10 protein-coding genes and 3 pseudogenes are annotated in these 15,129 nt (G+C 38.6%); all 13 read left to right on the forward strand.

Annotated features, from left to right (window positions below; all coding sequences use genetic code 11):
* Window positions 1-34: 34 nt before the first annotated feature.
* Window positions 35-997: an ABC transporter substrate-binding protein gene (locus H7992_RS05425; protein WP_187046885.1), complete on the forward strand. Its 963-nt coding sequence runs from the start codon at window positions 35-37 to the stop codon at window positions 995-997.
* A gap of 50 nt (window positions 998-1,047) precedes the next feature.
* Complete coding sequence (locus tag H7992_RS05430) at window positions 1,048-2,763, forward strand: ABC transporter ATP-binding protein (protein WP_187046886.1); 1,716 nt, start codon at window positions 1,048-1,050, stop codon at window positions 2,761-2,763.
* A gap of 26 nt (window positions 2,764-2,789) precedes the next feature.
* The gene (locus H7992_RS05435; protein ID WP_187046887.1) at window positions 2,790-3,848 is read left to right on the forward strand and encodes an NAD(P)/FAD-dependent oxidoreductase; all 1,059 of its coding nucleotides are present in this window, start codon (window positions 2,790-2,792) and stop codon (window positions 3,846-3,848) included.
* 97 nt (window positions 3,849-3,945) lie between these two features.
* Window positions 3,946-4,953 (forward strand): ABC transporter substrate-binding protein, encoded by a 1,008-nt coding sequence (locus H7992_RS05440; RefSeq protein WP_187046888.1) that lies wholly within the window; start codon window positions 3,946-3,948, stop codon window positions 4,951-4,953.
* 230 nt (window positions 4,954-5,183) lie between these two features.
* Window positions 5,184-5,435: pseudogene (locus tag H7992_RS05445) on the forward strand (thioredoxin reductase); the annotation flags it as partial.
* Between the two features lie 103 nt (window positions 5,436-5,538).
* Complete coding sequence (locus tag H7992_RS05450) at window positions 5,539-6,501, forward strand: ABC transporter substrate-binding protein (RefSeq protein WP_187046889.1); 963 nt, start codon at window positions 5,539-5,541, stop codon at window positions 6,499-6,501.
* A 165-nt stretch (window positions 6,502-6,666) separates the two neighbouring features.
* The gene (locus tag H7992_RS05455; protein WP_187046890.1) at window positions 6,667-7,755 is read left to right on the forward strand and encodes a hypothetical protein; all 1,089 of its coding nucleotides are present in this window, start codon (window positions 6,667-6,669) and stop codon (window positions 7,753-7,755) included.
* Complete coding sequence (locus tag H7992_RS05460) at window positions 7,703-8,098, forward strand: hypothetical protein (protein ID WP_187046891.1); 396 nt, start codon at window positions 7,703-7,705, stop codon at window positions 8,096-8,098. The genes H7992_RS05455 and H7992_RS05460 overlap by 53 nt, the downstream gene beginning before the upstream one ends.
* 240 nt (window positions 8,099-8,338) lie before the next feature.
* Window positions 8,339-8,728 (forward strand): GNAT family N-acetyltransferase, encoded by a 390-nt coding sequence (locus H7992_RS05465; protein ID WP_370569967.1) that lies wholly within the window; start codon window positions 8,339-8,341, stop codon window positions 8,726-8,728.
* A gap of 47 nt (window positions 8,729-8,775) precedes the next feature.
* Window positions 8,776-9,176, forward strand: a pseudogene (locus tag H7992_RS05470) (cytidine deaminase).
* A 271-nt stretch (window positions 9,177-9,447) separates the two neighbouring features.
* Window positions 9,448-9,891: pseudogene (locus tag H7992_RS05475) on the forward strand (ASCH domain-containing protein).
* 1,845 nt (window positions 9,892-11,736) lie between these two features.
* The gene (locus H7992_RS05480) at window positions 11,737-12,306 is read left to right on the forward strand and encodes a recombinase family protein (RefSeq protein WP_187046892.1); all 570 of its coding nucleotides are present in this window, start codon (window positions 11,737-11,739) and stop codon (window positions 12,304-12,306) included.
* 403 nt (window positions 12,307-12,709) lie between these two features.
* Window positions 12,710-15,118: an ATP-binding protein gene (locus tag H7992_RS05485; RefSeq protein WP_187046893.1), complete on the forward strand. Its 2,409-nt coding sequence runs from the start codon at window positions 12,710-12,712 to the stop codon at window positions 15,116-15,118.
* Window positions 15,119-15,129 lie beyond the last annotated feature (11 nt).

Genomic DNA, 15,129 nt, shown 5'->3' on the forward strand with positions numbered 1-15,129 from the left:
AGAATGAAAGTCATTATCAACTAGGAGGATTATAATGTTTAAGAATAAAACCCATCTCATATTTTGCTTACTACTCGCTATGCTCACTATACTGGTTGCGGCTTGTAGCAGTACGGGCAATGAAACACCTGAGAGTAACAAAAAGGTTGAAAGTGAAAAGCCGGAAACGAGAACAGTCAAAACGATTCACGGAGATATTGAAATACCGGCAAATCCCAAACGAATTGTTGTCGATGCTTACTTACCTACGCTGCTTGTATTAGGGGATAAGCCTGTGGGTGCAACAAAGCAAGACCTTGATAACGTACATATACAGGATTTAATCTCGGGAATTGAAAGTACCGGAGAGAATTCTATGGAGAAAATATTGGAACTGCAGCCGGATTTAATTATTAGTGTGGATGCTGAGCGGAGTACATTTGACAAACTGTCCAAGATAGCCCCTACCGTGATTATTCCTTACAGTACCTATAGCGGTGCCCATGAGGAAGTTAGAGCCATTGCAGAAATGCTAGGAAAGAATAAGGAAGCGGAAGAATGGTTGGCTACTTTTGATGAAAAAATACAACAACAAAGGGAAAGAGTCCAGGCGGTAATGGGTGAAGAAGAAACCGTCTCTATCTTTGGGGCTTTTGGCAAGGATTCATACATTTATGCCGACGGTATTTACAAGGGTGGGCAAGCAATCTATAGACAACTTCAGTTAGCACCACCAGAACGTATTAAAAAAGAGTTACTAGATGCTGGAGAGTCAACCAAACGAGTCTCCTTTGAAGTATTGTCTGACTATGCCGGTGATTATATCTTTTTCGATCAATCAAATGGCGGTACGTTAGATAAACAAGATCCTGTTTGGAAATCTGTAGATGCGGTTAAAAAGGATAATATTTTCTACCTAGACCAAAAAAGATTTTGGCCGTATGATCCGATTGCTGTACTAGCCCAAGCGGAAGAAGTTGCTGATATGCTTGTCGCCAAGAAAAAGGGTAGGAAATGATTTGTTTTTGAGTTTATAAGTTTATAAGTCTGTTAGGAGTGTGGTAGTCATTGTTAAAACGTTTTTTCTCTTACTATATACCGTATAAAAAATTATTTATCTTGGACTTTTCCTGTGCAGTCATAGCTGCATTATTGGAACTTGCCTTTCCATTAGCCGTCCACCGTGTAGTAGATGATTTATTACCCAGTTCAAACTGGAATTGGATCATATGGGGATGTGTTTCGTTACTCGGAATTTATATTATCAGTGCAGTACTTCACTTTGTTGTCACCTACTGGGGACATAAACTAGGGATAAATATAGAGTCCGATATGCGAAAAGATCTTTTCACGCATGTACAGAAGTTATCTTTCCGTTTTTTTGACAACAATAAAACAGGTCATTTAGTTTCAAGAATGACCAACGATTTAATGGATATTGGTGAAATCGCACATCATGGGCCCGAGGATTTATTCATCGCGCTAATGACGCTCACGGGTGCCTTTGCAATCATGTTCTCGATAAACTGGCAGTTAGCTGTACTTACATTTATTGTTGTACCACTCATTATAAGCCTTTCCTTGTATTTCAGTAAAAAAATGTCTATTGCATTTAGACGCTTTTTCGAAGACATTGCTGACTTTAATGCACGTGTAGAAAACAATGTGAGCGGAATGCGCGTTGTTCAAGCATTTGCTAATGAAGACCATGAAATCACTCAGTTCAATGAAAACAACGGTCGTTTTCGGGATTCAAAATTAATCGCTTACCGAATCATGGCATGGAATTCATCCGTTAGCTATATTCTTATGAAAGTTGTTACGTTATTTGTTCTGTTATGCGGTGCGTGGTTTGTTATCAATAAAGACATGACAAATGGAGAATTCATAGCTTTTGTGCTCCTATCGAATGTATTTTTAGGACCGATTCAACAAATCAATGGCGTTATTGAAATGTATCCAAAAGGGATTGCTGGATTTAAGCGATTTGTTGAAATGCTTGAGACAGCACCAGATGTAGCCGATGTAAAGGATGCAATTGCTGTCCAACATTTGGAAGGGAATATAAAGTACGAAAATGTGTCGTTTGGTTATGAGGGCAAAGAGAATGTGTTGGAGAATATTAAATTAACAATCCGTGCAGGTGAAACAGTAGCTCTTGTTGGACCATCGGGCGCTGGGAAAACGACAATTTGCAGTCTGTTACCTCGTTTTTACGATATAAACAGCGGCTCATTACGGATTGACGGAATCGAGACCCGGCAAATGACACTCGCTTCCCTTCGCTCTCAGATTGGAATCGTCCAACAGGAAGTTTTCCTCTTTGATGGGACGATTCGGGAGAATATCGCTTACGGCAAGCTAGGTGCATCAGAAGAGGATATCTGGGAAGCTGCAAGACGAGCTCAATTGGAAGATGTCATTCTTGCCCAATCAGAAGGGATGGATACATTGATTGGTGAACGGGGCGTCAAACTGTCTGGCGGACAAAAACAACGTCTTTCCATTGCTCGAATGTTTCTTAAAAATCCATCTATACTGATTTTAGATGAAGCAACATCCGCACTGGATACAGAAACAGAGGTAGCGATTCAACAGGCCTTAACGGACTTGTCTAAAGGACGTACGACGCTTGTGATTGCGCACCGTCTAGCAACAATCAAAAATGCGGATCGCATTGTAGTTGTGACAAAGGACGGCATTGTCGAGCAAGGAAGTCATGATGAGTTATTGGCGGTACAAGGAGCTTATAACAGGCTTCATCAGGCCCAATTTGGGGTATAAAATGATTGAAAACATGGGGGATTGACATGACAGAACAATTGGAATTATATGATGTAACGATTATCGGCGGAGGACCGGCGGGATTGTATACAGCTTTTTATAGTGGCATGCGTGATTTGAAAACGAAAATTATTGAGTACGAACCAAAGCTTGGCGGGAGGGTGCTCATTTATCCGGAAAAAATGATTTGGGATGTTGGTGGAATAACTCCGATTTTAGGAGGGGCATTAATTGGCCAGCTTGAAGAGCAAGCGATAACATTCGACCCTAAAATTGTGTTAAATCAACAAATTGTAGGATTGGAAAGACTGGCGGATGAAACCATACAATTAACTTCCGCGACAGGTGAAAAACATCATACCAAAACGGTGATTTTAGCCATTGGATATGGAATGGTGCAAATGCGGAAGTTAGAAATAGAAGGTGCGGATCGGTATGAGGTAACGAATTTGCATTATACCGTACAGGAGCTGGACGTTTTCAGAGGGCAACATGTTTTAATATCGGGAGGCGGGAATTCAGCGGTTGACTGGGCGAATGAATTGGAACCCATCGCAGCAAGTGTAACCGTCGTGCATCGACGTGATGATTTTGCTGGACACGAAATAAATGTGATCAAAATGAAAGAGTCTTCGGTGGATGTGCGAACACCTTACGAGGTGGTTCAGCTACACGGCGAGGGCGATTCGATAAACGAAGTTTCGATTTTGCATTTGGAAACGAGAGAGGTCGAGAGAATCGTTGTGGATGCTGTTATTGTTAATCATGGATTGAAATGTGATTATGGTGCGCTAGCTGCATGGGGGATAGAAATGCAGGATGATACAGCAAGTGTGAATGCAAAAATGGAAACGAATATTCCGGGTGTATATGGTGCGGGTGATTTTGTTAACTATGATAGCAAAATTCAGTTGATTGCTGGTGCATTTACCGATGGAGCGCTTGCTGTAAACAGTGCGAAGCAATATATTGACCCGAAGGCACCGAAAGTTGCGTATGTCTCGTCACATAATATCCGGTTCAAGGAACGAAACAAACAGCTTGGCCTAGAAGACGACGATCATTATAGAGATGTCGAAGGGTAATCAGGAAATACGCAACATTTGGTTTTCTATAACCATTCTTACACACAAATGCTATGCTTCAAGAAGTTGCGAATCGTATAGGGAAGGGGATTCACCTATGAACAGGAGAAAAAAAACATCCATTGTAGCAACTGCATTACTTTGCATCACCTTATTGCTGAGTGGCTGTTCTAGTGGGAAAAAATCTACAAATGAGGGATCGACGGTACAGGGGCAAATGGAAACCAGTTCCATGACGGCGGAAGATCAAAAAAGCGCCTCATCGGAAACAAGAATATACAAGGACAGTCAAGGACATGAGGTCAAAATTCCAACGAATCCTAAACGTATTGTCCTGCAAGGCAATCCGATTGGCGATTTACTAGCACTTGGAATAGAGCCAGTAGGTATTGATCGTCGTTTTGTTGATATGAGTAGTGCACTAGATAAGGAAGCAATCACTGCGCAGGATATTGGCTATCCAACAAATCTAGAGAAGGTACTCTCCCTAGAGCCGGATTTGACGATGCTATCTTATGTATTAGACAAGGAGTATGAGGAAGCCTCCAAAATCTCACCAGTCGTTACTTTTGATGGATCGTTGCCTCTAAAGGAACGTTTCCCGGTAATCGGGGATATTGTAGGAAAAAAAGTTGAGGCCGAGCAATTGCTACAAGACTATGATCTTAAAGCTGAAGCAATGTGGAAGGAATTAAGGGCAAACGGCAAAATTGTTGAAGGTGAGACCGCCGTTGTGCTTCAATATTACTGGAATAAATCGATGTATGTGATGAAAACCGGAGGACTTGCCGAATTGCTCTATCAGTCTTCCGGATTCGGGATGGATGACAAGGTGAAGGCGTTGCAGCCAAATAGTGGACCTTATATAGAAGTTTCTAATGAATTGATGCACGAGATGCTGATTGGTGACCGATTAATTGTGTTGCACTCTGCTGACAAGGATGCAGAGAAAGCTTTTGAGGAATTATTGAAGACCGACTTGTGGAAGTCGCTTCCAGCAGTTAAAAGCGGAAAGATTAACTTTATCGAGGATAAATGGAATTATAATGATATGACAACAAGCGGTATGTTGCTGGATGAGTTTCCGAATGTTATGGAACAGTAGAGGAGTGACTTGACTTACTATTACTAGCCAGTGAGTGAGGATTATTAGGATATATTTATTTATAAAAGAAGTTTTATGGAAGTATACCTTTCTTTAAAGCTTTTACTTCCTGTGTGAGGGTGCATTTAATTATATTCCTATCCTTTATTATAGCAAGGATAGGGGTAATTCAATTTTATTTATTGCATAATGGGTACACTGTATGGAATCGAAATGCAGGATGATATAGTGTGAATGCAGAAATGGAAACGAATATTCCGGGTGTATATGGTGCGGGTGATTTTGTTAACTATGACAGCAAACTTCAGTTGATTGCTGGCGCATTTACCGATGGAGCGCTTGCTTTAAACAGTGCGAAGCAATATATTGACCCAAAGGCACCGAAAGTTGCGTATGTCTCGTCTCATAATATCCGGTTCAAGGAACGAAACAAACAGCTTGGCTTAGAAGACGACGATCATTATAGAGATGTCGAAGGGTAATCAGAAATTGATTCGAAAATATAAATATACATTTTACGACTAGTTTTTGTAGGTGAATAGTACATGAGGATATGGAAGTATTCATAAAAGGGGATATATAACAATGTTTCAGCAATTAAAAGCTGTTATGGGAAAGTCATTATTACTGTGCCTTATTTTGATACTTGGTGCTTGCTCCACTGGAAGTGATGATCAAGATCAATCGACAGACAAGAAAACAGGTAGTGAGAAAACCCGGATGATTTCTACGGTAATGGGAGATGTTGAAGTACCTGCTCATCCCGAACGAGTTGTTGTCGATTGGCATCTTGGACAAGTGATGGCTCTGGGGCTCATGCCAGTTGGGGCACCATCGACTTTAACGGATTATGGGGAGTTTTTGAAGCCTTTAGTATCGGATAAGGTTGAGGATATTGGTCAAAATGGTGCCGTTTCATTAGAAAAAGTCTTGGAACTTGAACCCGATTTGATTATTACTTGGGATCAGGATGCCGCTGAGAAATATTCAAAAATTGCCCCTACAGTTGTCTATGATTCTACGAATTACAATACAATTCATGAGGAAATTACAGCGATGGGCGAAATTCTAAACAGACAAGAAAAAGCGAAAGAATGGTTAGTCGATTTCGATCAACGCGTGGATGCCGCTAAAGACAAAATTAAAGGCGTTATTCCCGAAGGAACGACTTTCACAATTGCTGATTATTTCATGAAGAAAAATGTGATAATCATGGGCGACCAAGGGGGACGTGGCGGTAAAGCAGCATATAAATTGCTAGAGCTGACGCCTGCTCCACGGGTTAAAAGTGATATTATTGATCAAAATGAGGGGCGTATAGACGTATCTTGGGAAACGGTCGGGGATTATATAGGAGACTATGTAATTGCGATGAAAAGTGAAGCAAGTGAAGCGGTAGATTTGCCAACTACATGGACGACTTTAGATACAATAAAAAAAAATCGCGTGTATGAATTTGATATGAAAAAGTTTTTTAGTTCTGATCCTATATCAGTGTTGTACCAAACAGAGGAAATTGCAGACGAGCTAGTTAAACGAAATAAATAATCGTATGATAAAATGAAATTCGTTAGTTCTTTGTTTAAATGCAGTTCCGATAAGGATTGATTTATTAGTTTAGGGCAAGTTCACTATGAATAGTGATCTTAACGTGAATTCTCTATTTTTAAAAAATGCCAACAACCCATTGGTACCAAGGGGTATTGGCGTTTTTTGTTGTTTTCGAACACTAATATAAAGGCGATTAACGCTACTACTGTTGAAGTAACTTTCAAAGAGAAAGTTGAAAACGTTGGCGATTTCACTATCGAAGGATTGGCTGTTTCTAACGCAGCAGTTAAACAAACTGACGATAAAGTGGTTGTATTGACAACTGCAGTACAAGAAGGCGGCAAGAAATATACTGTTTCTCACGCTGGAAAAGAGATTGGTAGCTTTGAAGGTCTTTCTGCGGTAATCCCAACGAAAATCGACATCACTACTCAATCTGTACAAGGTAAAGTTGGAGCTCAAGCAATCCTTTCTGCTGATGTAGGTGTTAAACAAGCAGGTATTCCTGTAACGTTCAACGTGAAAGCTGATACAACTACTACTCTTAACAAAGACCAAGTATTTGAAGCAGTAACAAACGCTGACGGTATTGCAACATTCTCTTATACACAATATGCTGCTGGAACTGATTCAGTTGTAGCTTATCCAACAGGCGCACCAGCTGTTCGTAGCCTAGGTTATGTATTCTGGGGTGTTGATACAATCCTTGCAATTGAAGACGTAACTAAAGAAGTTACTGTTAATAACGGCGCTAACAAAACATACAAAGTGAAATACCTTGATCCTAAAACTGGTAAAGCAGTAGCAGGTAAAAGATTCGCAGTTTCATTTAAAGAAAATATCAATGTAAACGTCAACCAATTGTCAAACGCTAAAGTGAACAACGTGAACCCAACACAATTGTTGAATGGTACTGCACCAAAAGTAGCTGTAATCATTACAGACGCTAAAGGTGAAGCAACTTTCACAGTAACTGGTGAAAATACGGCTGTTACACCAATCGTATTTGAACAAGCGTTCGCTTCTAATACAGCAAACGCTACAGTATACTCTGAAGAGTACAAATCAGATGTATTGCAAGCTACTGCTTCTAAAGTAACATTCGGCGCGATTCAAGCAGATTACAAAATCGAATTGAAACGTGATGGTCTTGAAGAAGCTGCTAAAGGTTTAGCTAACGGCCGTGAGTACAACATTGTTGTTAAAGACAAAGACGGTAAAGTGTACGATTTATTCGAAAAGATTAAGTAATGCAGGTTGGACAAGCTCGTCTATTTTAGCGCATCGTTTTTACGGTATTGTCGTTATCTCATTTTTGATGACGTACGATATCTTGCAAACGTATTTGATGGCGAATATAGATTGGATTATACTTGTAACAATTTTCGGTGTAGCGATTCCAACATTTTTGTTGCAAAAAGGTATTCAATATTGTGAACCGTTTGTTGTCATGATGTCCATCTGTTTTATACCTGCTTTCACATTTGTTTTCCAACTTGCCGATCCGCGTATAGAGTGGTCTACAACTTCATTGATTGGTGTTTTAATGCTATTTACATTAGGTGTTGCGAGTATTTTTTCGGAAAACAAATAGCAGTAATATTCGATAGTTAACTGGTGTCATGTCTACCTGTTGTATGAGTAATGGAGTTAACTACTTCCGTGAATCGGTGTTTTATTAAATCCTTTCTATATTTATAACTGGTTCTTTGGTTTTTTTATGGTAAAATTTGTAGTAACCGTTATTTGAAACATCAAATAATTTAGATGAAGAGAAGAAGTAGTATTGAATCACTAGTTTCAAGCAATGACGCAAAAATAGGCAGAAGAAATCGTGAATAACTGGCATTATGATGGTGAGGATTCCTTTAACGATATGGATGTAGATCAAGAAGGCTTGCAGGAATTCCTTGATCCGGAAAAACGAAAAGATTCTTATTTTGTAGTCGTTAAAAATATTGAAGTTATAGGCTTTTACAGTTTCAATCAAACTACTGACGACACAATTGATATAGGGCTAGGAATGAAGCCGAATTTAACCGGGAATGGAAATGGTTTTGATTTCTTGAAAGCCGGATTAGACTTCGCGGAATCCAAATGCAGTCCGGAAAAAATTACTTTATCAGTAGCTACTTTCGATAAAAGAGCAATAAATGTCTATAAAAAGATAGGCTTTAAAGAAGTTGAATGTTTTGTACAAATTACGGTAGTTTTGAATTTTTAAAGATGATTTATCACTGTGAAAAAACATTTCATATTAGGGAGGACAAAATGAATATAGAAAAAAGATTATATGAAGCAGCCAAAGAACTTATTCAAGAAAGATATCCTTCTGGGTGGGGAGGTGCTGCAGCCTTGTATACCCAAAACGGAACTATTTTGACGAGCGTTGCTCCGGAAGTCATCAATGCATCTACAGAATTGTGTATTGAAACAGGAGCCATACTAGAAGCACATAAACTAATTACTGCCGTAACGCATTCCATTTGTTTGTTCGTGAAGATGAAGACTCAGAGTATGTAACCTTGACTCCATGTGGAGTTTGTCAGGAACGGCTTTTTTATTGGGGGGAAGATGTAAAAGCCGCTGTTACAACTTCTGAGAACAATCTGATTTATAAAACATTAAAAGACATGCAGCCTTACCATTGGTTTAACGCATATAAAGAGTAATCTGTGTTAAAGCACAACCTTGACTAACCTGGAACGGGTTGTTCATTTAAAGAATGGTTTGAGGTGACGGAAGTTCTAAGTAAAACGAACAAAGTCGTTATGTTCCACCGTCTGGAGGATTGTGTATCCAGCATTCACAAAGTTGTATCCCGATAAAGCGAGATCCTTTGCTCTGGTAGATTTCCCTTTTATTTGCAGTTATTTTACATTTAACTTCATAAGATTTAACACTACAGAATCGCAAAATTATATATGAATCGAGGTTTTATTAATGAATGAACAAACATTAAAGTTTTGGAATGATTATTGGACAAGTCAAGAGCAAACCTAATCAGAAGAGGTCGAGGCATTTCAATTCGGATCTGATGCTGATTGGTTAGCTAGTTTAGTAGTCGAAGGTAAAAAAACAGCTACATGTTCAGCTCACATATGGTATGAATTGGAGAACGAAGCATTGCCGCAGATAGGCCAGTATAACATTGTATTAAATTCAAAAGAGTTACCCGTTGCAATTATTAAAGTGACAGATGTATCGATTTTATCCATGAATGAAGTTCCAGTAGCCTTTGCTTTAGCAGAAGGTGCAGGAGATTATACATACTGGTGGAATGCTCATGAAAAATTTTTTAAAAGCGAGTTAGAAGTGCATGGTTTAACATACTCGGAAACTATGCTGCTTGTATGTGAACGATTTGAAGTCGTCCATAAATCATAGATTTATTGGAGTAACTACTTGATAATGTCGCATTATTGAATGTAACTTAATGTGAATTAAGTAACTCTTGAAAACTTAATACCATTGTCTTACTAGAAAAAAAGAGATTCTCTAAGTTATCTGAGAAAATAAGTTGCATTTATATTATTGATTTTAAAAGTTCTGCAAGTGACATCTAAGAATATACAATTAATTAGACCACTAACTAACGTTAGTGGTCTGATTATGTCCTGAAGGTTTGTAAAAGTGAGTAAGAATGAACTATATAAAAATCCATCTTGTGTTACAGGCACATGCAAGGCTAACAGGCTCATAGGAAGCACTTAAGCTTGTTCCATAATAGATGTAATTCAACGTTGTAAGCTGATAACGTGGAGAGCTTACTCTCGGTGAAGCGTTGGAAAGGAAAATAGTCGTGAGAGTAGCGACTGTATAACTTTTCTTCATATCAGTGAAAGTGGTGGCACAGTACGTCGAAGCGTGTAATGAACGTGGAGGGATAGCCACTAGACTAATGAAAGATTCATTCAACCATGCAAGACATTTCTTCAACGATTAATAAGGTTCTTGTAAGACTAATAGAGGTTCACCTTCCACGGAAAGCACCGACTTATTGAAACAGAATTGGGACACTAAGGATATTACAATTCCAGAAGTGTTGATGATTGAATCGGGTTGGATTAGTTGGAACGCCGTATGCGGTGAAAGTCGCACGTACGGTGTGAAATGGGGGAAAAGCTGACGATAACGTCAAAGGCTTACCTATCACTATAACAACAGGGGCTTCTAAGGGAGCTCTTTTCTTCTTCAACTAACGAAGCAGGTGTGCGGCCGAGCCTAGGTCGTATCATATAGCGGGTGGGATTCCCGTCGAGAAAGAACTAGCCATTCACTCGTAGCGAGTCTAGGAGGGCTACTGGTACCAGTAGCCTTTAAGCGTAGACAGTTAGGTGGCGGGCCGAAAGCCAACTGGTTGAAGGGATTGAGCTCCATAATGTTAGTCATTCGAGAGGGCTGATGCCTTACCTGCGGCAGAAAGCTAAATTTTATCCTCCGTTAAAGGCAAGAAGGATAAAACCTCTCTGGAGTCAGAGACCTTGGCACGTCACACATTGATATGATACGGCAACTCGGGAGACCCTACCGGTCTTTTCTGCTTATAGAAGAGTATGGTGTACAAGCGATAATAAGCAAGGAAGCCAAATGCCGTTGTAGGGAGTAGAATAGCAGCGTAGTACCAATGAAGTTGGGTAATGCCGATGGAGGAAAGGCTGCTACCAAGTTATCACCCTTACTAGGGACACATTTACTACACACAGAGGTAGGGATACTAAATGGAAACAAAACTAGTAAGGATAGCAGAATTAGCAAAATCTGAGCGATAGAAGACTAGCTACATTTTGTGAATGGTGACTAGGAAGAGCCGTGTGCGTAAATAGCGCAAGCACGGTTCTGTGAGGGGGGAGGAACACAATCTACCGTAAGGTAGAGAGGTTCCCTTCTACTCGACTAATTCAAGAACAGGACTGTCAATAGATGGTCTTTTTTCATGTCTTAAAAGTGTTATAACTTTTGAAAATTGACACCAAAACGTGAGGGTTTTATTATCAAGCAACAGCTTTAATGATGTAAAAAGAGTGAACCAATTTTTGGTTCACTCTTTTTTGTATCATTGGAGTGTATCCTATTGAGGCACACTTATATTAAACCACCGTTATATAGACAATTAAACAGCCTATTCAAATCAATGTTTGAGTAGGCTGTTTTTAATTGTTTTTGTCTATTTACTCGTCTATAATAGATATTACGTAAAACGTATGGTTATAGACTTTCAGGAGTGATTTTATGAGTAGAATTATCGGCTATGCCCGCGTGAGTACCGAAGATCAAAATTTGGACTTACAAAAAATTGCTATTGAAAAATATGCCAAAGAGCAAGGAATGAATCTCGTCCTGTATGTCGAGAAAGTTTCAACGCGGAAAACGGAGCGCAGCGAGTTGAATCATGCACTTAAAGCAGCTGCTCCCGGTAATCGCTTCGTTGTATATAAACTAGACCGGCTTGCTCGCAGCACAAAGGAGCTTTATCAACTAACAGACGAAATGGCAAAGCGACAGGTTGATTTCGTTAGTATTCATGATAAATTTGATACAACTACTCCAACTGGACGTGCCATGTTCGGGATGCTTGCCGTCTTTGCCGAATTCGAGCGCGATATTATCCAGCAGCGTACAAAAGCTGGGCTGGAGGCTGCTCGTAAACGTGGGCGCATCGGTGGACGACCTGCCATAGATCCCGATATGAAACGTCGTATTGTAAAGTTGTTTAACAGTGGAGAAAGTGCCTTAGATATTGCAAAAGAGTACGGAATTGGACGTAGTACGGTTTATAAAATTTTGAAGGAAAATCCATAAGGATAATGAGATTTGATTCATCATTAGAGTGGAAGAACGATTTACACCGTTCTTCCTAATTTTTTATTCAACAATACAATGGTCATTTACAATCGTTGCATCACGCATATTTGGACCAATCCAAATACGACCATACTTTGTATCCCTAAAATGTGTTATTAGTATTTTTAGTCTTGAAATATAATTTTATTAATAAATCATCGAAGAAATGTACTGACATAGAACTCTATTCTAGTCGCCACAAAAATTCTTATATTAATTGGAAATAAATTTCCGAACTTAGATATTACGTTCTTCCTACGATAAATACTGTTCGTGATAATACCATATATAACTTAAATTATTCCAAGTAGAGAGATTTTCATAGTATAGAAAAAAAGAGTTTGGCAAAAGGAATGATTATGTGAAGAGAATAAAAATATTTAAAATCGTATCAATCTTGATTATTCTAATGACTAGTTTAAGCGTTGTTCAAGCACTTGGATTATTCGATTCGAACACTTTTCTAGCCGAAGATGGTAAGATTTCTTTACAAAACTGGAATTCGCAAGAAGAGGAGATTGTGAAGCTTGATGGGGAGTGGGATTTTTACCCAAATGAATTAATCACCCCTAGTCCAAATGAGGATGTTTTTAAAAACTATGAGCGAATACATAAATCTATTAATGTGCCCGAAGAATGGGACAGGTATATAGCAGAAACACCCACACCATATGGGGTTGGTACGTATCGATTACGCATTACTGTTCCAGAAGAAGACCGTTATGGGATAAAACTAAATACTATTCGGAATGCCAATAAAGTATATATTAACGGTAAAGAACTTGGTTCCGCGGGTGTTCCGTCTAAAAGCAAGGAAGAATATCGCTTTGATTTCAAAAAGTATGTAGTTATAGAAGAAAGTAAAGATGAACAATTTGAAATTGTCATTTTAGTCGCGAACAAAGAGTATGCAAGAGGTGGGATTGTCACTTCGATACAATTTGGGAAGGCCGATCAAATATTGGCGAGCAAGAGCATAGGACAATTTATTGAAGCATTTCTTATTACTGGATACTTACTATTCTCGTTTATTTACATTACAACATATTTTCGACTTAAAAAAAATACAATGCATGAACTGTATTTTAGTCTTTTTTGCTTATTTCAAGGACTTTATGTCTCTACGGCAAATGAAAGGTGGATTTATTTACTGTTTCCAAGTATTAGTCCAAGTATACAAGTGAAAATTCAGATGGTTGCTATTAGTTTAGCTGTATTGTTTTTTCTATTATTTGTGTATCACTTTTTCAATACAAATATTAATAAAAAAATTGTTGCTATTTTATGTACCATATTGAGTTTTCAAGTATTTGCGCTGGGTATACTTAGTCCAATAATGGATTTATTTCAATACTTACCATTCCAACTTATCCAACTAATAGTAACATCGACTTTGGGTGTCAGCTATATATATATTTTTGTTATTTTTAAAAAGGCTTTTATACAAAAAACGGATGAGTCTGGATACATATTGATCGTATTACGATCTTTTACATCCTACGGAATATTACTTTGTTGTGAATTACTTTTCGAAGTCGAAATAGGAAGTCCATCACTCGTATTATTTTTAATCATGGCCATGAGCTTGTCCTTATTAATGAGCCATCGTTCTCAGCAAGCCTTTCATAGAGTGGAAGAATTGTCTGAGGAACTGCTCGTATATGATAGATTGAAAGACGAGTTTCTTGCAAAAACGTCACATGAGCTTGGTACACCTCTCCACGGCATTATCAATTTGTCCCAATCACTAATGGAGGGAATGGAGGGACCATTAAAGAAACAACAGCAAGAAAGCATTATTTTAATAAACACAGTTGGAAAACGGTTAGCGAGCTTAGTAAAAGATTTTTTATTTGTATCCAAAATCAAACAAGGTGAAACACAGGTAGCACCGAAACCCATAAATATTCATCTAGTAGAAGAAGTACTTGCCGAGATGGTGTACATCATGCCACCAATACAACCGGTCCAGTTAATAAATGACATTCCAAGCGATTTGCCACTAGTCTATGTTGATGAGCAAAAACTCAAACAAGTATTTTTTAATCTCACATATAATGCGATTAAATTTACCAAGCATGGAACAATCACTATTTCCGCCAAAATAGTCGATGAAGAAATGCATATATCTGTTCAGGATACTGGTTCAGGTATAGAAAAAGAACATCTCGACTTTATCTTTTCGACCTTCTATCAAGTAAAAAGTAGTAAATCTGGCGAATCAACGGGGCTTGGTTTGGGATTAAGTATTACAAAACAAATTGTAGAAGACTCGGGTGGACGTATTTGGGTAACATCGGAAATTGGAAAAGGTTCTTGCTTCATCTTTACAATTCCACTCGCAAATGAGCAACAATTGCTGGAACAGGATGAAATGGAACGTAACGAACTATCTGAACAAGTTATTTCTACACGGATAAAAGAACTGGAAAAACAAGCATTACATCCGATATTACCTAAAAAGGTTACTGGAACAAAGCCGTATACAATACTTGTAATAGATGATAAGCCGTCCAACTTAAAAGTGCTTATTACCGTGATTCAATCGTTAGACTATAGCGTAATTGCAGTCGGTAGCGGGCAGGAAGCATTAGAATTATTGGAAAGTGAAAAGGTGGATCTAGTCATTTTAGACTTAATGATGCCGAACATGACGGGGTATGAAGTGTGTAAAACGATTCGGCAAGATTACGACATAGTAGAGTTACCTGTAATTATATTAACAGCTGCAGGTCAACTATCTGATTTGGTTATTTCTTTCCAACTATGAGCAAATGATTT

This window comes from Sporosarcina sp. resist, assembly GCF_014302295.1.
GTDB classification, from domain to species: domain Bacteria; phylum Bacillota; class Bacilli; order Bacillales_A; family Planococcaceae; genus Sporosarcina; species Sporosarcina psychrophila.